Origin of the sequence: Streptomyces sp. V3I8 (genome assembly GCF_030817535.1) — a bacterium.
GTDB lineage: Bacteria > Actinomycetota > Actinomycetes > Streptomycetales > Streptomycetaceae > Streptomyces.
The window spans coordinates 2,991,933-3,011,248 of the sequence record NZ_JAUSZL010000002.1; the positions used below are offsets into that span (position 1 = coordinate 2,991,933).

Here is a 19,316-nt window from a genome sequence, read left to right on the forward strand (position 1 = left end):
CGTGAGTTGGCATTTCGAGCACCCTTGGTGGCAGAATTTGACCACATCGCCCCATGCGTATCATTTCCTATCTGATTACGCACAGATTGTGACTCTTCAGAACGCATCACCCCTTTCTGGACACACCAACTTTGTCGCTCATTCGGAGGGCGCACGGGAGCGAAGCCAGAGCGCGCGAGCGGTATTGACCGCTGCCTCGGCCCGGATCCGGGCGCCGCGGGGAGGAGGGTTCTCACCCATCCGCTCGCACTCGCCGGCCAGCTGGTCGACCAGCCGGCGCCCCGACGACGTGAGGGAGTCCGCCCCCGCGATCACCGGCAGCGTCACTCGCACCTGCTCCCGGTAGCGGGCGTGCTCCCGCCAGGCCGCTTCCCGCTGTCCGGGACGGGAGGCAACGGTCAGCGCGCACCGCTGATAGAAGTCCGCGAGCGCCACGTGACTGTAGACCCCCTGCAACAGCCCGTCGTACGGTCTTGGATCCGGCCGCCACGGCGCGAAGTACCGTTCCTGCGGACCTTCTCGGTGCAGCACCACCATGTCGCTGAGGGCCGCGAGCTTGGCATGCTGGACCTCGTGGACAAGGGTTGCCGCGAAGGTGGCGGGTGTCGGCGGCATGCTGCTGAGCACAGCGCCGAAGGCTTCTCGCCGGGTCCCGCTGCAGCTTCCCGCCCGGCTGTGCTCCCCCGGGCCGGCCGGTACGGCCAACGGCACCAGACAGCGCAGGAGCGCGGCGACCTCCGCAACCCGGTGCTCACCGCCCAGTCGGAGCAACGGAAGCACTCCCGACCAGGAACGGAGCCATTGCTCACGTCCCGCTCCGTCAAGAGTCGCCGGCCCGCTCAGCCCTTGATGGTGCTGGCCGGAGGGGACCGAACGGTAGGGATCGAGATCGTCGAGGGGAACGGAGGCGGAGCCGGGCAGCAGGCCCGGCAGGCTGTACGCCGGGACCCAGGAGTCGGCCCCGGAGTGCGTGGCGGCACTGACGCCGGGAACCACACAGGTTCCGGCTTCCTCGTACACCACGACATCGGCACAGCCGTGCCGACTCAGGACGGTACGACCGTCGCGGTGGACGACGTCCACAGCCCTTCCCCCCGGCTCAGCCATACGCAACGCCCCCAGTGACGGCAGGTGCAGCGCGCCTTCGGTCGCGGTCAGCCGTACGGAGAAGGGCACCCCGGCCCGTACCGCAGCTGCGGCGGCGAGCGCGCTGAAGTGGGCGAGACCGCGACGCACGGTGTCGGCCTGCTGTCGACGCGCCGCACGGGAGCCCGGTACCGAGCCAAGTGCGCGCAGGCAGGTCCGGCCCCACGGGCCGACGAGCGGGTAGAGGAGCCGGGTATGGGCGGAAGACCGGCGGACGATGGCCCTCTCATCGTGCGTCGGGCCTTCCGCCCCGACCTCGCCGTCCGCCTCCTCCAGCAACGCCCAGTCCTCCCTCAGCCGGTCGCGCAGCGGTCTGGGGCACACCTGCGGGTCGGCCGCGTCGACGGCGTCCAGGACCGCCCGGAGCAGGAGCAGGCGCCGTAGGTACTGGTCTCTCTGCAGAAGGGCGAGCGTGTCGGGCCCGCCTGCCGTGCGGCCCAGTTCGCTCAAGGCCCGCTCGGTCAGCACCGACGGGATCAAGGCGTGTCTCCTCCGTGAACGTCCGGTCCGGCCGGGCTGCGATCCGATGCCGACGCCGCCGCGGTTCTCGTTGCCGCCGTTGCCGTCGCCGCCGCGAGCCGCCGGGCCACGTGCCGGATGAAGCGTTGCAAATCAAGGCAGTAGACAGAAGGGTTGGCGAAGCCCTCTCCGGCACGGTAGCGATGGGCGTAGTGGCCGCCGCCGCACACCGCGAGCAGGGGGCAGGCCCGGCAGCGGGCTCCCAGGGCCGCGACACCCGCCTGCCGGGCCGCGACGCCGGGGTGGCGCAGCGCCTCGTCGAAGCCATGCCGGAAGACGTCGAGACCCGTCCGGGAGGCGCCGTCGTAGGCGGACTTGAGCGAGTCGACCTGCTCGATGCTCCCGTCGGTTTCGACGACCACGGCGTCGAACGGGGCGAGGCCCAGCGACTCGGTGGCCGCGGGCAGCCCCGCGAGCAGGGCGATGCACTCCTCGAAAAGACGTACCCGGGTCTCCTTCCGCCGCCCGAGCCACCACCGGTCGAAGACGGCGCACAACCAGTCGCCGTACGGCGTCCGTACCGGCCGGGGGCCGTCCTTCCCCTCCGTCTCGGGCTCGATGTGGGGCGGCGGAGCCGACCAGTTCCCGTGCGGCAGCAACAGGTCGAGGGCCGGCGGGCGCAGGGCGAGCAGGGATTCGTAGACGACCACGGGATCCGTGACCGGATCGACCACCGTCAGCACTCCGGCGTACGCGTCCGGATGGTGATCGGCGAGCAGGCGCGCACCGCGCACCGCGGCCGGCCAGGACGGGCGGCCGGAGTGGTCGACGCGTCGGGCGTTGTGCGCGGGCAGGCCCCCGTCGAGGCTGATGCCGACGCTTATGCCGTGGCGGGCCAGCACACCGACGCGGCGCGCGGTCAGGAGGGTGGCGTTGGTCTGGACGGTGGCGTGCACCGTGCAGGTCCGGGGGACGCTCCGACGGACGCGCGTGGTGAAACGGGCGAGCGTGTCCACCCCGGCGAGAAGGGGTTCACCGCCGTGCAGGACCAGGGAGACGGCGGTCAGTCCGTGTGCCGCCGCGTGTTCGCCGATGCGGTACGCGGCCCGCTCCAGCACGTCGGGCGGCGTGGCGGCCGGCCGGTCCCGGTAGGTGCGGTCGGGACCCTCGTAGAGGTAGCAGTAGCGGCAGGCGAGATTACACCTTCCATGGACTTTTACGATGAATTGCCGGAATGGAGCGACCGAGACACATACCGGTGCGGACACCCCCTGGCTGTCCACCGCGCCACCCCCAAAGTGTCGGGCTCTCTCCCGGCGTCCCGTTCTCCCCGTGTCCCGTGGTGCGGCCACGCTCCGTGGTACCGCCTCGCCCTTTGCTGTCGCGGCACCCGGTGCCGCGACAGCAACCGCTCCTCGCGAGTGACCTCGGCAGCGCCATTCCCGCTGCCTTTGCCATGACAAACGCAACCCGGTCGAACCTGTCCGGTTCGGCCGGTGGATCGACCGGAACCGGCAGGTGCGGCCGGGACCTGCGCGGCTCGGACGGTGTTTCGGACGGCGGTTCAGAAGGCGTTGTTGAACCCCCACAGCATCTCGCTCGGCTGCTCCGCCCGCTCCCGGAGTTCCGCCAGCACCTCGGCGAGCACAGGATGGTCGATCGCCCTCAGTTCCGCGAGCCCCATCGCGAGAAGATCCGGCAGCGGCTCCTCGGCCCCCTGTGCGTCGTCCTGTTCGCCCATCCCCTGACTCCCTCCTTCCGGTCCACGGCGTCACACCGTGGCCGGTGGTGGCGGCCGGGCCGCCCTCGACGCCCTACCGTCCCGTAGGACATACCCAGTCGGTGCGGCAGGCATCGAGCCAGTGTGCGCCAGAAGCCCGGATGCACTCCGCCTATCCTGCTGTACAGGATTTCAGCGAGAACGACGGAGCACCACGCATGTACTTCACCGACCGCGGTATCGAAGAGCTGGAGAAGCGGCGCGGCGAGGAAGAGGTCACTTTCGAGTGGCTCGCCGAACAGCTGCGCACGTTCGTCGACCTGAACCCGGACTTCGAGGTCCCGGTCGAACGCCTGGCGACCTGGCTGGCCCGCCTGGACGACGACGCGGACGAGGACGACGAGTAGGCAGGCGGGGTCCGCCCTCTTCAGCAGCCCCTCCGGCGCCTGAGGACGAACGCGCGACGCGACAGGGGAGTCCGGGGGCCGCAGCCCCAGGAGCGAGGGGCCCCGGCTTCACCCCCCGCACGGGGATACGTCGAGACCCTTGCCCGCGACACGGCAGCCCCCCGCACCATCAGCGGCAGCCCCACAGCCACCCGGGCCAGTGCGAGCCCCTGCGCCCTGCCGGTACCCGCCGAGGGCAGCCACGCCCCAGCCGGCCGTTCTCCACGACGGCGGTCTCGGCCCGGACGGCATGCCCCAGCCCGGGCCACTCGACGGTCCGGACACCGGACAGGCCGCGGACCGCCTCACGGCGGCGGCCGGCCTGATCACCGGGGCCGAGCCCGGCCGACAGCATGATCCCCACCTGCGTGAGGACGGCGAGCAGACCCCACAGGCGTGCCGTTCGCCGGCCACTCGTGACCCACCGCGCGCCGAAAAAGCCCGTGGCGCGCCCGCCCAGTCGGCGAGAACGCGGTCGACCGGTTCACCACCCTGCGGCCAGGGCGTCCCCTCCAGGACCGGCACGCTCCGCTCCCGTCCCGCCGGGACGAGCAGCATGCGCTCCCGAAGCAGCCGGGCGACGGCTTCGACCGCTTCCGGTTCCGCGCGGCAGAGCGGCAGGGCGCCGGCCGCCCGGGGCCCGGGCGGCGAGAAACGGGTGGGAGACCTGCGACTCAAGGGGCGGCATGGGCCCGGATCATTCCCAATCGTCCGCACAGCGGCCGCTCAGATCACCGGAAAGAGTGCCTTGACTTCCCGGATCCGCGATATATCGTGAATAGCGGAAGACGCGATATTGCGTGTCGCGTCCCGTCCAGTCGAGGAGGTCCGCGCCATGTCCGAGTGGTCCGTCGCAGAGCCGAGGAAGCTCACGTTCGACGAACCGGTGACGTCCCTCCATGTGCGCATCGTCAACGGAACGGTGAACGTCGTAGGGATCGACGAGGGTTCCGCCCGCCTCGAAGTGTCTTCGATGGAAGGGCCGCCACTGACGGTGACCCAGGAGAACGGCGTACTCACGATCGCCTACGAGGACCTGCCCTGGAAGGGCTTCCTCAAGTGGCTCGACCGCAAGGGCTGGCGCCGCAGCGCGGTGGTCTCGCTGGCCGTTCCGGCACGCACGCGCGTCGAGGTGGGTGTGGTCGGCGCCACGGCCATGGTCTCCGGCATCGAAGGGCAGGCGGTGGTGAAAGGCGTCTTCGGCGACACCGCACTCGTGGGCCTCTCCGGCCCGGTCCGCACGGACACCGTGTCGGGGAACGTGGAAGCCCAGGCCCTCACCGGCGACCTCCGCCTCAACTCCGTCTCCGGGGACCTGACCGTCATCGAAGGCTCGAGTCCCTCCGTACGGGCCGAGACGATCAGCGGCTCCGTGATCGTCGACCTCGATCCGGCCGGGCCGGCCAGTGACCTCAGCCTGACCAGCGTCTCGGGAGAGATCGCCGTCCGTCTGCCGCACCCGGCGGACGCGGAGGTCGAGGTCGACTCGGCGAGCGGCTCGGTCTCCAGCGCCTTCGAAGACCTCAGGGTCTGCGGCGGCTGGGGCGCCAAGAAGATAACCGGCAGGCTCGGCGCGGGCAACGGACGCCTGAAGGCGACCACCGTCTCCGGTTCCATCGCCCTGCTCAGGAGGCCTCCCGCGGAGGACGAACCGTGGGACGAGCCATGGGACGAGGAAGCCGATGAGACGGGAGTCGATTTCGGGAAGGGGGCGGCGGTCGGGGAGGATGAACCACAGGACACGGTCCCTGACCCGTCAGGAACCGGGACCGGGGCCGGGACCGGGTTCGCTTCGGCGTCCGGCACCGGATCCGCGTCCCCGGCCTCCGACTCCGCTCCCACCGCCCCCTGCGCACAGCACTCCGTTCACGACGGCACCGACGGTTCCCCCGACGGCCCGACCCACCACCAGAAGGGGCTCTGACATGGCTCCCGTCTTTGCCCATGGCCGCCTGCGGCTGTACCTGCTGAAGCTGCTCGACGAAGCACCGCGCCACGGTTACGAGGTGATCCGCCTCCTGGAGGAACGGTTCCAGGGGCTGTACGCGCCGTCGGCCGGCACCGTCTACCCCCGGCTGGCCAAGCTGGAGGCCGAGGGCCTGGTCACCCACACCACCGAGGGCGGCCGGAAGGTGTACGCGATCACGGACGCGGGCCGTGCCGAGCTGGCCGACCGCAGCGGCGAACTGGCCGATCTGGAACTGGAGATCCGCGAGTCGGTCGCCGAGCTCGCCGCGGAGATCCGTGCCGACGTGCGCGGCGCCGCGGGAGACCTGCGCCGCGAGATGCGGGCCGCGGCCAGCGAGTCACAGCGCGGCTCCACCGGGTCCGGCACCGGTGGAGGTGCCGGCCGCGAAGGCGCCCGCGGAGACTTCAGCGACCTCGGGGACAAGGAGTCGTGGCGCGTCGCCAAGGAGGAGATGCGCCGCATCAAGCAGGAGTGGAAGGAGCAGGCGCGCCGCGCCAAGGACGAGAGCCGCCGGGCCCGCGAGGAGGCCCAGCGGGCCCGTCACCAGGCCAAGGAGGCCCAGGAGCGGGCCCGGGTCCAGGCGCAGGAAGAGCTCCAGCGCATCGCCAAGCGCGTCCAGGACCAGGTGCAGGACCACTTCACCCGGGGCGACTGGCCGACGGGGGTCAGAGAGGGCCTCACCGATCTGGCCAAGGAGTTCGGCGACTTCGGCAAGAACTTCGGCAGCGAGTTCGGGAAGGACTTCGGCTTCGGCCGGCACGAGGCGGGCCCTCGGGCCGGCACCGGACCGGAGAAGCCCGACTGCACGGCCACCCCCGAGGACTTCCCCGCCGACTACGAGCCCTCCTGGGCCCATGAGGACTCGACGGGTGATCCCGCCCGCGATCTGGACCGTCTGCTGGACCGTTTCCGGGACGACATCCGCGACGCGGCCCGCGATCACGGGGTGACCGAGGAACAGCTCCGTGCCACACGAGGCCACTTGTCGGCGGCGGCGGCGCGCATAGGTGCGGTGCTGCGGACGCCGAGAGGCTGACCGAACGGCGGCCCGGCACCGCCTCGGTCCTCAGCTCGCCTTCGCCTCTCCCCCGTCGTCGCCGTACAGCACGCGCCGCAATGACGCGTGGGTCACCCCGTGGTCGGCCAGGACCTCCGCGGGGACGCCGGGGCGGGCGGTGAGGGCGAGCAGGAGGTGTTCGTCGCCGATGTGCCGGTCGTGCCGGGCGAGGGCGACGCGCAGGGACTCCGTGAGGAGGTCCTTGGCACCCCGGGCGAAGGGACGGCGGCCGCCGACGAACCCGGACCACCGTCCGCGGCTCCGTCCACCGGTCCCGCCGTCGCCTTTGCCGCCGGCTTTCCCGCCACCCCTCCCCTCACCGTGCGCGGCCTCCAGCGCGCCTTCGCCATGGGCCTCCTCGACGCGCGAGACGATGGCCGAGACGTCGATGCCCAGTTCCGAGAGCGCGTCCGTGTCGGCGCGGGAGAGGCCGCCGCGACGACGCGCCTCGGCGAGGGCCCGCTCGACGGAGTCCCGGCGCCCGCCGAGCCCCAGGGACGTCAGGGCGAACGACGCGCGGCTCGCCTCGCGGTCGAGGAGGGCCAGCAGCAGGTGCTGTTCCTCGACCGTTTCCGCATCCAGCCGCTCGGCGTGGCCGACCGCGCCCAGGACCACCGCGCGGGCGTCCTTGGTGAACCGTTCGAACATCACTGCCTCCCGTACTTCTTGTGCACGGCCTGCCTGCTGACACCCAGTTCCGCGGCGATCTCCTGCCACGACCAGCCCTGATTGCGCGCGCTGCGCACCTGTACCGCTTCGAGCTGCTCCAGCAGCCGCCGCAAGGCGGAGACGGCTCGCAGCCCGATCCGCGGATCACGGTCGCCGGCACGCTCGGCGAGATCCGTTGCTTCGGTCATGATGTCAACTTAGATTGACACACCCAAGCATGTCAATCTCAGTTGACACGCTTGGGTGTGCGGGACGGCCAGGGAGGTGGTCACGGGGCGGTCAGGAAGCGGTCATCGAGGGTTCGGAAGGGTTCATGAGGCGGTCAGAACGACCTTGCCGAAGAGTTCACCGGACTCCATGCGCCCAAAGCCCTCGCGGGCCCGGTCCAGAGGGAGGATCTCGTCGATGACGGGGCGGACGCCGGTGGCGGCGCAGAAGGACAGCAGGTCCTCGAGTTCGTCCTTGGTGCCCATCGTGGAGCCGACGACCTTGAGTTCGAGGAAGAAGATGCGGGTCAGCTCGGCGTGCGCAGGGCGGTCGCCGCTCGTGGCGCCCGAGATGACCAGGGTGCCGCCGGGCTTGAGGGACTTGACGGAGTGGGACCAGGTGGCGGCGCCGACGGTCTCGATGACGGCGTCCACGCGGTGCGGCAGACGGGCGCCGGATTCCAGGGCCTCCACCGCGCCCAGTTCGAGGGCCCGCTTGCGCTTGGCCTCGTCCCGGCTGGTGGCGAAGACGCGCAGTCCCGCGGCCTTGCCGAGTGCGATGGCGGCCGTGGCGACGCCGCCGCCGGCGCCCTGGACGAGGACGGAGTCACCGGGGCGTACGCCCGCGTTGGTGAAGAGCATGCGGTAGGCCGTCAGCCAGGCGGTGGGAAGGCAGGCGGCTTCTTCGAAGGAGAGCTCGGCGGGCTTGGGGAGGACGTTCCAGGTGGGTACGGAGACCTGTTCCGCGAAGGTCCCCTGGTAGCGCTCGGTGAGGATGGACCGTGGTTCCTCCGGGCCGACGCCGTGCCCGGTCTGTCCGATGACGGAGTGGAGTACGACTTCGTTGCCGTCCTCGTCGATGCCGGCGGCGTCGCAGCCGAGGATCATGGGCAGCTTGTCCTCGGCGAGGCCGACGCCTCGCAACGACCAGAGGTCGTGGTGGTTGAGGGAGGCGGCCCTGACGTTCACGGTCGTCCAGCCGGGCCGGGGCTCGGGGGCGGGGCGTTCACCCAGTTCGAGGCCGTTGAGCGGCTGGTCGCGGTCGATGCGGGAGGCGTAGGCGGCGAACATGTCCCGACCCTAGGGGGCACCCGCCTCCGACGGAACCGGACCCGCCTGTGACACGCGTCCCCCACCGGGCCCCGGGTGCGTGTGCCGTCCGCGGCCCGGCGGAGGCCGCTCGCGCAGTTCCCCGCGCCCCTGGAAAACCCCGGCGAAGGCCCACCTCCAAGGGCACCGGCAACCGTGCGAGCACCCTCATCCGCCCCGCCCCTCAGGGGCGCGGGGAACTGCGCGACCAGCCACAACGGACCGGCATCCGGCGCCCCGCACCCGGCCCTGGCCCTCGGACCCGGGCCCCTTTCCCCTCCCCCACACACGAATCCGGGCCCCGCCCACCAGGACGGGACCCGGACACACCACCAGGCCGGCCGGGCGGTACCGGCCGGACGGGTCAGCGGCGAGCGACACCCTCCGCCCGGGCCGCCGCCGCGACCGCCGCGGTGACCGCCGGAGCCACCCGCTCGTCGAACGGTGACGGAATCACATAGTCAGCGGCAAGATCGTCGCCGACGACCGACGCCAGCGCCTCGGCCGCCGCGATCTTCATCCCCTCGGTGATCCGGGAGGCCCGCACCTGCAGCGCCCCCGCGAAGATCCCGGGGAACGCCAGCACGTTGTTGATCTGGTTCGGATAGTCGGACCGCCCGGTCGCGACGACCGCCGCGTACCTGTGCGCGACATCCGGGTGCACCTCGGGAGTGGGGTTCGCCATGGCGAACACGAACGCGCCCTCGGCCATGGAGGCCACAGCCGGCTCCGGCACCGTACCGCCGGACACGCCGATGAAGACGTCGGCGCCGGCGAGCGCGGACTCCAGCGAGCCGGACAGCCCCGCCTTGTTGGTCATGACGGCCAGTTCCCGCTTGACCGGCGTCAGATCGTCCCGGTCGGCCGACACGATCCCCTTGCGGTCCGCGACGGCGACGTCGCCGAGCCCCGCCTCCAGCAGGAACTTGGCGATGGCCACCCCGGCCGCACCCGCACCCGAGATCACGGCCCGCAGCTGTCCGAGCGACCGCCCGGTCAGCCGTGCGGCGTTCCGCAGGGCCGCCAGCGTGACGACGGCCGTCCCGTGCTGGTCGTCGTGGAAGACGGGAATGTCGAGCCGCTCCTGCAACCGACGTTCGATCTCGAAGCACCGCGGCGCCGAGATGTCCTCCAGGTTGACGCCGCCGAAGGACGGCGCGAGCCGCACCACGGTCTCGACGATCTCGTCGACACCCGTGCAGCCCAGCGCGATCGGCACGGCGTCGACCCCGCCGAACTGCTTGAACAGGATCGCCTTGCCCTCCATGACGGGGAGCGAGGCCTCGGGTCCGATGTCGCCGAGTCCGAGCACGGCGGTCCCGTCCGTCACGACGGCGACCACGGACGACTTCCACGTGTAGTCGTGGACGAGTTCCGGCCGCTCCGCGATGGCCGTGCAGACCTTCGCGACGCCGGGCGTGTACGCCAGGGACAGGTCGTCCTTGTCGCGGACGGGCACGGTGGCCCGCACGGCCATCTTGCCGCCGCGGTGCAGCGCGAACACCGGGTCGAAGGAATCGAGGGGCTCGGCCCCGCCGTCCTGATCCGTACTGCTGTCGCTGCGAGGATTGACGATCTCCGCTGCCACTTTGTTTTACCCCTTAAGTCTTAAACGGTTGAGGGTCCGCTCCGGGTGAGGAGCGGGCGGGCACCGCGCACGTCCCTGACGACTGTTGCGTCCCTGATGACCGTTGGGCACGGGACGCGCGCGACGGGCGCGCCGCACACGCGCCCTGAGCCCCGGATGAGGGGTGTGAGGAACCTTCTTACCGGACGGACCGCACCGCGGACGAGTCGATGGAGCGAAGGTCACACGCGGACCGCCGCGGAGGGCGGACCGAGGGGCCCGGACCCGTATACCGGAGGGCGAAGGTCACATACCGGTGACATGAGTCATGACCGAATGGGTCGAACAAGCATATGGTGGGAATTAGCAGCCGGTAAGCACCATGGTGCCCAAAATGCCCGGAAGCGGTCGTCCGCACCTCGGTGTTCACCGTAGATCTTCCGGCCCTTACGGGGGATTTCCGCACAAGATCCGGTCATGCCGGACCGACCGGGTCCGGTCGGGGGGTCACCCGTTATCCGATTTTGACATGGCAGGAAGCCTGAAGGCGTGAGTCCGAATGGCAAGATGCCGTAATCACACGAGGTCGCGACACCCGAAGGTGTGTGTTCTCGTCGACCCATCGGCTCCTGCCGACCCATCGGCAACTCCACCCACCCGCCGGAGGAACCCACCATGACCGCACGCTCCACCCGTCGTACGACCACCGCGCAGTCCCGGATAGCCGCGGTCGGTGCGATCGCGGTCGCAGGCACCCTGCTGCTCACCGGCTGCGGTGACCAGACCGAGGACAAGGACGGCGGCAGCTCGGACACCTCGGCCTCCAGCTCGGCGCCGCTCGCCGACAAGCTGCCCAAGGCCGTCCGCGACAAGGGCGTCATCAAGGTCGGCTCGGACATCGCGTACGCGCCCGTCGAGTTCAAGGACGACTCCGGCAAGACGGTCGGCATCGACCCCGACCTCGCCGACGCGATGGGCAAGCAGCTCGGCGTGAAGTTCGAGTTCGAGAACGGCACCTTCGACACGCTGCTCACCGGCCTGCGCTCCAAGCGGTACGACATCGCGATGTCGGCGATGACGGACACCAAGGACCGCCAGGAGGGCGTCGACTCCGAGACCGGCAAGAAGGTCGGTGAGGGCGTCGACTTCATCGACTACTTCACCGCGGGCGTCTCGATCTACACCAAGCAGGGCGACGAGCAGTCCATCAAGACCTGGGACGACCTGTGCGGCAAGAAGATCGTGGTGCAGCGCAACACGGTCTCCAACGACCTCGCCAAGGCCCAGGCCAAGAAGTGTCCGGCGGGCAAGAAGCTCTCCATCGAGGCCTTCGACAACGACCAGCAGGCCCAGACCCGGCTGCGCGCCGGTGGCGCCGACGCCGGCTCCTCGGACTTCCCCGTGGCGGCGTACGCGGCGAAGACCTCCGGCGGCGGCAAGGACTTCGTGGTCGTCGGTGAGCAGGTCGAGGCCGCCCCGTACGGCATCGCGGTCGCCAAGTCGAACACCGGGCTGCGGGACGCCCTGCAGGCCGCGCTCGACGCGATCATCAAGAACGGCGAGTACGACAAGGTCATCGCGAAGTGGGGCGTCGGGGCGGGTGCCGTGAAGGAAGCCACCCTCAACGGCGGCAAGTGACCGCGACCGGCGGCGCTGAAAGGCAACATCCGTGACTGCTGACATCGACAAGACAGCCGGCCCCGAGAGCACTCCCCCGGGCGGACCGGAGGCCATCAAGGCCATCCCGGTCCGGCACTACGGGCGGTACGTCTCGGCGGTCGTCGCGATCGCGCTCTTCGCGGCGATCGTCTACGCGTTCGCCCAGGGCAAGATCAACTGGGGCGCCGTACCGGACTACTTCTTCGACGACCGGATCCTCAAGGGCGTCGGCCAGACGATGCTGCTCACCGTCCTGTCGATGCTGATCGGCATCGTGGGCGGCATCCTCCTCGCGGTGATGCGCCTGTCGAGGAACCCGGTGACCTCGTCGATCGCCTGGTTCTACATCTGGTTCTTCCGGGGCACCCCGGTCCTGGTCCAGCTCGTCGTCTGGTTCAACCTGGGACTGGTCTTCGAGTACATCAACCTCGGCCCGGTCTACAAGGACGAGTGGTCGAGCTTCATGACGCCGCTGCTGACGGCGCTCCTCGGGCTCGGTCTCAACGAGGCCGCGTACATGGCGGAGATCTGCCGCGCCGGCCTGCTGTCGGTCGACGAGGGCCAGACCGAGGCCTCGCACGCCCTGGGCATGAGCCACGGCAAGACCCTGCGGCGGATCGTGATCCCGCAGGCGATGCGCGTGATCGTGCCCCCCACGGGCAACGAGGTCATCAACATGCTGAAGACGACCTCGCTGGTGTCGGTGGTCCAGTTCGCCGAGCTGTTCCGCTACGCCCAGGACATCGGGCAGTCGTCGGGCGCACCGGTGGAGATGTACTTCCTGGCCGCCGCCTGGTACCTGGTCCTGACCTCGGTGCTCAGCGTCGGGCAGTACTACGTCGAGCGGTACTACGCCCGCGGTTCGAGCCGTGCGCTGCCGGCCACCCCGTTCCAGAGGATCAGGGCGAACGTACTGTCCCTGTCGAGCCGCAAGGGCGGAGGAGCAACCGCATGACCGCCGATGTGACGAAGGTGGACTCCGGTACGCCGAGGGGCGCCGGTACGTTGATGGTGAAGGCCGAGGGCGTCCACAAGTCCTTCGGGCCGGTCGAGGTCCTCAAGGGCATCGACCTCGAGGTGAGGCCCGGCGAGGTCTTCTGCCTCATCGGCCCGTCCGGCTCCGGCAAGTCGACGTTCCTGCGGTGCATCAACCACCTGGAGAAGGTCAACGCCGGGCGGCTGTACGTGGACGGGGAGCTGGTCGGCTACCGCCAGAAGGGCGACAAGCTCTACGAGCTCAAGGACAGCGAGGTCGCGCTGAAGCGGCGGGACATCGGCATGGTGTTCCAGCGCTTCAACCTGTTCCCGCACATGACGGCGCTCGAGAACGTCATGGAGGCGCCGGTCCAGGTCAAGGGCGTGAACCGGGCGCAGGCGCGGGAGCGTGCGGGACAGCTCCTGGAGCGGGTCGGTCTCGCCGACAAGGCGGGCAACTACCCGTCGCAGTTGTCCGGCGGGCAGCAGCAGCGGGTCGCCATCGCGCGGGCGCTGGCGATGGAGCCGAAGCTGATGCTCTTCGACGAGCCGACGTCGGCGCTCGACCCGGAGCTCGTCGGTGACGTCCTCGACGTCATGCGTGACCTCGCCGAGTCGGGCATGACGATGGTCGTCGTCACGCACGAGATGGGGTTCGCGCGGGAGGTCGGCGACTCGCTGGTCTTCATGGACGAGGGTGTGGTGGTCGAGTCCGGCCACCCGCGGGACGTGCTGACCAATCCGCAGCACGAGCGGACGCAGTCGTTCCTGTCGAAGGTGCTCTAGCCTCCGGCGGGTCGGCCGGGTGGTGAAGGGGCGGTACGGGTTTCCGTACCGCCCCTCCGCCGTCCTCGGCCGACGCCGGGTCGTCGGTCGTCTGCGGGCCCGGTGGGGGCTGATCGCGCGGTTCCCCGCGCGCCCGAGGGCGCGGAGGCGCGGGGAACTGTGCGATGGGGGGCTGAGGGCGCAGCCCCCAGGGGCGATGGGGGGAGGGAAGGGGCGGCGGGGGCGAGGAGCAGCCGGCTACTTCAGGGCCAGGACCAGCGCGTCCGACGGGGAGCGCCAGACCTCGCGGGCCTCCGCGAAGCCGGCCGCGCGAAGGGTGCGGGCATGCCACTCGGCGGACGGCGTGTCCCCGTCCGCGTGCTCCCCGTAGATCTCGAACCGCCGGGCCGTCGGCTCCGCGAGCACCGGATCCGCCGCGGCGAGCTGCCACCATTCGGCCCAGTCCAGGACGCCCGCGGCCTTCGCCCCGTCCATCCGGGCATGCCGCTGCGCCCGGTCCGCCGCGTTGATCCGCGGGGTCGCCTCGTCGATCATGTGGTCCGCGTTCATGAACACCCCGCCGTCCCGCACGAGCCCGGCGACCTGGCCGTACAGGACCGCCAGCGGCTCGCTGTGCAGCCAGTGCAGCGCGGTCGCGGTGAGGACGGCGTCGTACGAGTCGTACGGCAGCCGCGCCGCCCAGTCGGGGTCCTTGAGATCGGCCGTGACGAACGTGACCCGGTCGTCGCCCGCGAACGTGCCCTCGGCGATGGCCAGGAGCGCCGGATCGAGATCGACGCCGGTACTGACCGCCTCCGGGAACCTTTCGAGGAGCCGGGCCGTGATACTTCCCGTACCACACGCGAGGTCCAGCACGCGCGGCTCGGGGCCCACCAGCGCCCCGACCATGTCGAGCATGACCCGGAAGCGCTCCTCGCGGTCGGGCAGGTACCACTCCTGCTGCCGGTCCCAGCTCTCCTGCCACGCATGCCAGTCGGAACCGAGGGTGGTCGTCATGTGAGCCCCTTTTCCCCTCCAGTATGTAATACCCTGGAGGCACCATCAGCCATTACGTGTCCGCACCACGACCATAGAGCGCCCTCGTAAGGACTACAAGTGGAACTGGCCTATTACTCGGATTACGCCGTCCGTCTCGTCAACAGCGAGGAGCCGGCCCGGGGCAAGGACACGCTCACCTCGGTCGAGGCCGTCCGCGACCTCTTCGGGGGCAACGCCTCGGCGGCCCGCCGCGCCAACGACTCGGACGTGACCCGCTTCCGCGGCGTACGGGCCCGGCTGCGCGCGGTCTTCGAGGCGGCGGACGGCGGCGACGAGACGCTCGCCGTGGACCTGCTGAACTCACTGCTGCTGGAGTTCCCGGTCAGCCCGCAGATCTCGGGCCACGACTTCCGGGACGACGACGGCCGCCCGCTGTGGCACATGCACCTCGCGGACCATCCTTCGAACGCGACCGCGGGGTACGCCGCGATCGCTGCCATGGGCCTGGCCTTCCACCTCACCGAGTACGGGGTCGACCGCCTGGGCCTGTGCGAGGCGGCGCCGTGCCGCAACGCCTATCTCGACACCTCGACGAACCGCTCCCGGCGTTACTGCTCGGACCGCTGCGCGACCCGGGCCAACGTCGCCGCCTACCGCGCGCGCAAGCGCCAGGAGGCGGACCGGTCGGAGAGCACCGGCCTGGCGGCCGACAGCGCCCAGCGCGCGAGCGCGAACGGCGAGCGCTGACCCTTGCGCAACGGCCGGTAGCGGAAGCGCACCTTCCCCAGGACGAGCTCCCCGGGCACGGTCCCGTAGTCCCTGCTGTCCCCGCCGCCGGCGAACGTGTTGTCGCCGAGCACCCACCAGCCGCCCTCGCGCCGCTCGGCCGCGCGCTTGACGACCAGCAGGTCCTGCTGGAACGGATGGCGCAGCACGACGACGTCACCGGGCCGGACCCTGGCCCCGTACTGCACCACGAGGCGGTCCCCGTGCTGCAGCGTGGGCACCATGGACGGTCCCGTCACCTCGGCGGCCCCGAAGGGCAGGACGCCCCTCGTGCGCTCGGTCTCCTGCGACAGCTCCGGCATCCCCGGCACCTCCCCGGTCCTATCCTCCACCAGTCCCAGTCTGACCCTGGACTTTTGTCCTAAGCCCATGGGGGCACCCGCGAAAACCCGTCCCTCACGGAGTAATGTCCCACCTGAGAAGACGATCACGAGGAAGGACAGCTCCATGCTTTCCCGCCTGTTTGCCCCCAAGGTCAAGGTCAGCGCACACTGCGACCTGCCCTGCGGCGTGTACGACCCTGCCCAGGCCCGCATCGAGGCGGAGTCGGTGAAGGCCGTCCAGGAAAAGATGGCCGCCAACGACGACGCGCACTTCCAGACGCGTGCCACCGTCATCAAGGAGCAGCGCGCCGAGCTCGCCAAGCACCACGTCTCGGTGCTGTGGAGCGACTACTTCAAGCCTCCGCACTTCGAGAAGTACCCGGAACTGCACCAGCTGGTCAACGACACCCTCAAGGCCCTCTCGGCCGCGAAGGCCTCGACGGACCCGGCCACGGGCCAGAAGGCGCTGGACTACATCGCCCAGATCGACAAGATCTTCTGGGAGACCAAGAAGGCCTGACCCCGCGTCGAGCCGTCCGGTCCGCGCGCTCGCGCGCGCTGCCGGACCCGGCATCCTCCCGACCGCACCCGGTCCGCAGCAGGCCGCCCACCACGGCGTCCGAAGCGGTCCGGGTGCGGTCGTTCCCCGCCGCGGACCGCTCGGCTCCGCCGGGCCCGGCGGGCCGCGGTCACGTCAGGGCGGCGAGCACCTCGGCCGGCTCCAGGGTGCGGCGGACCAGGGCCCGGGCGGTCGCGGTGAGCCGGTTGCCGTTGCGGCTGCTGTGGACCCGCAGGGCCTCCATCGCCCGTGCGGGGTCGAGCCCGCCGTGCTCGACGAGCATGCCCCGCGCCATCTCCACGGTGGCCCTGGCGGCGACGGCCGCCTGGACACGGGTGAGGATGTCCATGGGTCTGGCCGGGTCCGGGCTCCAGTGGACCAGGGCCACGGCGGCCACGTCGGCGAGCGCCTGGGCCAGTCGCAGGTCGCCCGGCGCGAGGCCGTCCGGCGCGGTCAGCAGGAGACTCACGAACCCGACGGTCTGGCGGCCGACCCGCAGGGGCAGCGCGTGCGCGGCACCGTAACCGGCCTCCAGGGCCTGTGCCGTGAACCGCGGCCAGCGGTCGCCGAGCCCGTGCAGACGGGGTGCGTCCACCGGCAGGCGGGTCGCGTAGCAGTCCAGGCCGGGGCCCTCCGCGGTCTGCGTCCCGATCAGTCCGGCCGGGGCCGTACCGGCCGGATCCGGAGCGGCCGAGACCGACATCGTACGGAGATCACCGCGGACGGTGGCCATCACGACCCCGGCCGTGTCGGCTCCGACGATGCCGACGCAGTACCCGACCAGGCGGTCCAGCAGGACCACCGGGTCGAAGCCCTCGGCGAGGGTGTCGGCCAGCCCGACGAACGCGTCGGCGAGCTGCTCTTCTCGCATCATGACCGGTCACCGTCTCCTTCGTCGCCGAGCCGACCGCGGCCCTTCAGCTGATCATCACCCGTCCGCCGGAAACGCAGTGTCCGGGCCAGGATCTCCTGTGCCACTTCGGTGACCGTGTACTCATGCGCGAAGGCGTACGCCCGCAGACGGTCCAAAGCCTGGTCAGGATCCGCCCCGGTCTGCACCATGACCATGCCGACGGCCTGATGGACCTCGGCGTGGTCGGCCTGGGCCGCGTCCACCCATGACGCCACGTCCGAACCGTCCGCCGGGCCGTCCGCCGAGCTGTCCGCCGGTCCGGAGCCGTCGGGCGCCGCTTCGAGGCTCAGTACCGCGAAAGTGACCGCGTCCCGTACCAGCAGGGCGATCCGCAGGTCCCGTACGGACAGGGACCCCGCGCTGTCCCGGTAGAGGTCGAGGGTGCCGAGCGCCGGCGCGCCGGTGCCGAGCGGCAGCGAGAGGACCGCCCGGACCCCGAGATCGACGGCCTGGTGCGCGAAGACCGGCCAGCGCCGGGCGTCCGGCCCCCGATGAGGTCCGGGGTGGCCCGGACGAGGGCGCTCCGGCAGGGGCCGTCGCCCAGCGTGTACTGCGCCTCGGCGAGGCGTGCCGCCGTGTCGTCGCCGGCGCACCACAGCGCCTGGACCGTGCTGTTCCCGCTGATGGAGATCGAGGCGCCGCTGACCGGAAGCAGGTCCACGCAGGCCCGGCACAACAGGTCCGGTGCCAGCCGCACCTGGGCGGACGCGGTCAGAGGGGCGTGAAGGCCTCCGTGATCCGGCGGCGGTCCTCCGTCTCGGAGGGCCGGCCGGGCATCTCGTCCCCGCCGTCGCGGTTCCCGGGCCGCATCGGCTTCACCTCCGCCCCGCCGCTCAGCCGGCAGCATGATGCGCCGGTATCGCCCACGGGCGCGCTCCGCGCGGACCGCCGTCCGCCCGTCGCGTCGCCCCACCGCCGCGTCCCGGCCTTTCCGGTACGCCCCGGCCCTTGCGGCCGCCGGTCCCTTCCGGCCGCACCTCGCCTCCGGGCTCCGGGCTCCGGGCTCCGGTACGGCCGCCCACGTGACGGGACGTCATGCCCCGACGGGCGCGGCCGGAAGATACCACCGGATCCGACGCACGGTAGTAGACCTGTGGCGCTTTGTGCTTGGCTGTTGTGCACAAACGACGCGGCCCCCGCCCGGGTGCGACGCCCTGGCACCCAGGAGCCGCGCGTTCCGGCTCGGCTTCGCCATCCAGCTCCTCAGGACATATGTGATGAACACCGAACCGCTCGATCCCGGCAGGGCGCAGGAAGTGGCCGCGAACCTGCTCGCCCTCGCCGACGCACCGGCCCGGGGCGAGGACGAGGCACATCTCCTGCGACGGCTCGCACAGGTCACGGTCCTCGTGCCGGGGGTGGAGGAGGCGGCCTGCAGCCTCCTCGGCCCGGCGGGGGCCCCCGGGCCCATGGCCGCGTCCGACGGCCGGGCGCGCCGGCTGGAGCGTCTGCAGGCGGAGCTGCGCGAAGGGCCCTGCCCGGACGTCTCGCGCGGCAGGAGCAGGAAACCCCTGGCCGACATCCCGCTGTCCCACCCGCAGAACCGGACCCGCTGGCCCCACTTCACCAGCCGCGCCCTCGTCGAGGGCTTCACCGCCGTGACGTCCGTGCCGCTCGTCCACCAGGAGCGGACCCTGGGCGCGCTCGACCTGTACCACCAGCACGGCCGGCTGGGGCCGTCCGGCATCCGCTGGGCCCTGCTCCTGGCCGACGCCACGGCCGTCGGGCTGGGCCACCGCGACGTGCTGCGCGACGCCCTGGGCCGGGCCGATCAGCTGCAGACCGCCCTGAACAGCCGGATCGTCATCGAGCAGGCCAAGGGCATCCTGGTCGAACGCTTCGACTGCGACCTCAAGGAGGCCTTCGACCGCCTGCGCGGCCATGCCCGCACGAACCGGATGAAACTCGCCGACCTGGCCGCGCTGATCGTCGCCAGCCCGGCCGACAGCCCGCCCTTCCCCCGGCTGCGGCCGGCCCGCTGACGGCTGCCGCGCGGTCGCAGGGTGACC

21 protein-coding genes are annotated in these 19,316 nt (G+C 71.2%); 10 read left to right on the forward strand and 11 right to left on the reverse strand.

Translation table 11 applies throughout. The annotated features are described in order from the left end of the window. Positions 1 to 138: 138 nt before the first annotated feature. The 3 genes from QFZ75_RS12970 to fxsA form a co-directional block, all read right to left on the reverse strand. Positions 139 to 1,626 (reverse strand): HEXXH motif-containing putative peptide modification protein, encoded by a 1,488-nt coding sequence (locus QFZ75_RS12970; RefSeq protein WP_307536627.1) that lies wholly within the window; start codon positions 1,624 to 1,626, stop codon positions 139 to 141. Further along, a complete protein-coding gene (locus tag QFZ75_RS12975) occupies positions 1,623 to 2,888 on the reverse strand; it encodes an FxsB family cyclophane-forming radical SAM/SPASM peptide maturase (RefSeq protein WP_307536629.1) in 1,266 nt (421 codons plus the stop codon). The genes QFZ75_RS12970 and QFZ75_RS12975 overlap by 4 nt, the downstream gene beginning before the upstream one ends. 281 nt (positions 2,889 to 3,169) lie before the next feature. Continuing rightward, on the reverse strand, positions 3,170 to 3,346 hold the full coding sequence (gene fxsA, locus QFZ75_RS12980; protein WP_307536632.1) for an FxSxx-COOH cyclophane-containing RiPP peptide: 177 nt from the start codon (positions 3,344 to 3,346) through the stop codon (positions 3,170 to 3,172). Between the two features lie 197 nt (positions 3,347 to 3,543). Here fxsA and QFZ75_RS12985 point away from each other — a divergent pair, with 197 nt between their 5' ends. The 3 genes from QFZ75_RS12985 to QFZ75_RS12995 all read left to right on the forward strand — a co-directional run bounded on the left by QFZ75_RS12985 (position 3,544) and on the right by QFZ75_RS12995 (position 6,776). After that, entirely contained in the window at positions 3,544 to 3,732 is a 189-nt protein-coding gene (locus tag QFZ75_RS12985) for a DUF6104 family protein (protein WP_307536633.1), read from the forward strand. An 874-nt stretch (positions 3,733 to 4,606) separates the two neighbouring features. Next, on the forward strand, positions 4,607 to 5,695 hold the full coding sequence (locus QFZ75_RS12990; RefSeq protein WP_307536635.1) for a DUF4097 family beta strand repeat-containing protein: 1,089 nt from the start codon (positions 4,607 to 4,609) through the stop codon (positions 5,693 to 5,695). Between the two features lies 1 nt (position 5,696). Further along, positions 5,697 to 6,776: a PadR family transcriptional regulator gene (locus tag QFZ75_RS12995; RefSeq protein ID WP_307536636.1), complete on the forward strand. Its 1,080-nt coding sequence runs from the start codon at positions 5,697 to 5,699 to the stop codon at positions 6,774 to 6,776. A 30-nt stretch (positions 6,777 to 6,806) separates the two neighbouring features. Here QFZ75_RS12995 and QFZ75_RS13000 read toward each other — a convergent pair whose 3' ends face one another. The 4 genes from QFZ75_RS13000 to QFZ75_RS13015 all read right to left on the reverse strand — a co-directional run bounded on the left by QFZ75_RS13000 (position 6,807) and on the right by QFZ75_RS13015 (position 10,349). Then, positions 6,807 to 7,445 (reverse strand): Clp protease N-terminal domain-containing protein, encoded by a 639-nt coding sequence (locus QFZ75_RS13000; RefSeq protein ID WP_307536637.1) that lies wholly within the window; start codon positions 7,443 to 7,445, stop codon positions 6,807 to 6,809. Further along, entirely contained in the window at positions 7,445 to 7,654 is a 210-nt protein-coding gene (locus QFZ75_RS13005; RefSeq protein WP_010984411.1) for a helix-turn-helix domain-containing protein, read from the reverse strand. Before QFZ75_RS13005 ends, QFZ75_RS13000 begins: the two co-directional genes overlap by 1 nt. A 123-nt stretch (positions 7,655 to 7,777) precedes the next feature. Further along, on the reverse strand, positions 7,778 to 8,743 hold the full coding sequence (locus QFZ75_RS13010) for a zinc-binding dehydrogenase (RefSeq protein WP_307536639.1): 966 nt from the start codon (positions 8,741 to 8,743) through the stop codon (positions 7,778 to 7,780). Positions 8,744 to 9,125: 382 nt separating this feature from the next. Beyond that, positions 9,126 to 10,349 (reverse strand): NADP-dependent malic enzyme, encoded by a 1,224-nt coding sequence (locus tag QFZ75_RS13015; protein ID WP_307536641.1) that lies wholly within the window; start codon positions 10,347 to 10,349, stop codon positions 9,126 to 9,128. A 654-nt stretch (positions 10,350 to 11,003) separates the two neighbouring features. Between QFZ75_RS13015 and QFZ75_RS13020 the strand changes: the two genes are divergently transcribed. From QFZ75_RS13020 to QFZ75_RS13030, 3 genes are read left to right on the forward strand one after another with little or no spacing between them, the layout of a single operon-like run. Continuing rightward, the gene (locus QFZ75_RS13020) at positions 11,004 to 11,966 is read left to right on the forward strand and encodes an ABC transporter substrate-binding protein (RefSeq protein ID WP_307536642.1); all 963 of its coding nucleotides are present in this window, start codon (positions 11,004 to 11,006) and stop codon (positions 11,964 to 11,966) included. 31 nt (positions 11,967 to 11,997) lie between these two features. Next, positions 11,998 to 12,942 (forward strand): amino acid ABC transporter permease, encoded by a 945-nt coding sequence (locus QFZ75_RS13025; protein WP_307536645.1) that lies wholly within the window; start codon positions 11,998 to 12,000, stop codon positions 12,940 to 12,942. Then, entirely contained in the window at positions 12,939 to 13,748 is an 810-nt protein-coding gene (locus QFZ75_RS13030) for an amino acid ABC transporter ATP-binding protein (protein ID WP_373465858.1), read from the forward strand. The genes QFZ75_RS13025 and QFZ75_RS13030 overlap by 4 nt, the downstream gene beginning before the upstream one ends. Positions 13,749 to 13,985: 237 nt before the next feature. Here QFZ75_RS13030 and QFZ75_RS13035 read toward each other — a convergent pair whose 3' ends face one another. Beyond that, entirely contained in the window at positions 13,986 to 14,744 is a 759-nt protein-coding gene (locus QFZ75_RS13035) for a trans-aconitate 2-methyltransferase (protein WP_307536648.1), read from the reverse strand. Positions 14,745 to 14,843: 99 nt separating this feature from the next. Between QFZ75_RS13035 and QFZ75_RS13040 the strand changes: the two genes are divergently transcribed. After that, on the forward strand, positions 14,844 to 15,473 hold the full coding sequence (locus QFZ75_RS13040; RefSeq protein WP_307536652.1) for a CGNR zinc finger domain-containing protein: 630 nt from the start codon (positions 14,844 to 14,846) through the stop codon (positions 15,471 to 15,473). Here the strand turns inward: QFZ75_RS13040 and sodX are convergent. Next, entirely contained in the window at positions 15,377 to 15,814 is a 438-nt protein-coding gene (gene sodX, locus QFZ75_RS13045; RefSeq protein ID WP_307536654.1) for a nickel-type superoxide dismutase maturation protease, read from the reverse strand. The genes QFZ75_RS13040 and sodX overlap by 97 nt on opposite strands. 145 nt (positions 15,815 to 15,959) lie before the next feature. Here sodX and sodN point away from each other — a divergent pair, with 145 nt between their 5' ends. Next, positions 15,960 to 16,355, forward strand: coding sequence for a superoxide dismutase, Ni (gene sodN / locus QFZ75_RS13050; protein WP_307536657.1), 396 nt, complete (start codon positions 15,960 to 15,962; stop codon positions 16,353 to 16,355). 169 nt (positions 16,356 to 16,524) lie between these two features. Here sodN and QFZ75_RS13055 read toward each other — a convergent pair whose 3' ends face one another. After that, a complete protein-coding gene (locus QFZ75_RS13055) occupies positions 16,525 to 17,268 on the reverse strand; it encodes an ANTAR domain-containing protein (protein ID WP_307536659.1) in 744 nt (247 codons plus the stop codon). Continuing rightward, positions 17,265 to 17,900 carry an ANTAR domain-containing protein gene (locus QFZ75_RS13060; protein ID WP_307536661.1) on the reverse strand — a complete coding sequence of 212 codons (636 nt, stop codon included), beginning with the start codon at positions 17,898 to 17,900 and terminating at the stop codon, positions 17,265 to 17,267. Before QFZ75_RS13060 ends, QFZ75_RS13055 begins: the two co-directional genes overlap by 4 nt. On the opposite strand from QFZ75_RS13060, the gene QFZ75_RS13065 reads away from it, so the two are divergent. Both QFZ75_RS13065 and QFZ75_RS13070 read left to right on the forward strand, forming a co-directional pair. After that, positions 17,883 to 18,032, forward strand: a complete 150-nt coding sequence (locus tag QFZ75_RS13065; protein ID WP_307536663.1) for a hypothetical protein — start codon at positions 17,883 to 17,885, stop codon at positions 18,030 to 18,032. The genes QFZ75_RS13060 and QFZ75_RS13065 overlap by 18 nt on opposite strands. 492 nt (positions 18,033 to 18,524) lie before the next feature. Further along, complete coding sequence (locus QFZ75_RS13070; protein WP_307536665.1) at positions 18,525 to 19,289, forward strand: GAF and ANTAR domain-containing protein; 765 nt, start codon at positions 18,525 to 18,527, stop codon at positions 19,287 to 19,289. Positions 19,290 to 19,316 lie beyond the last annotated feature (27 nt).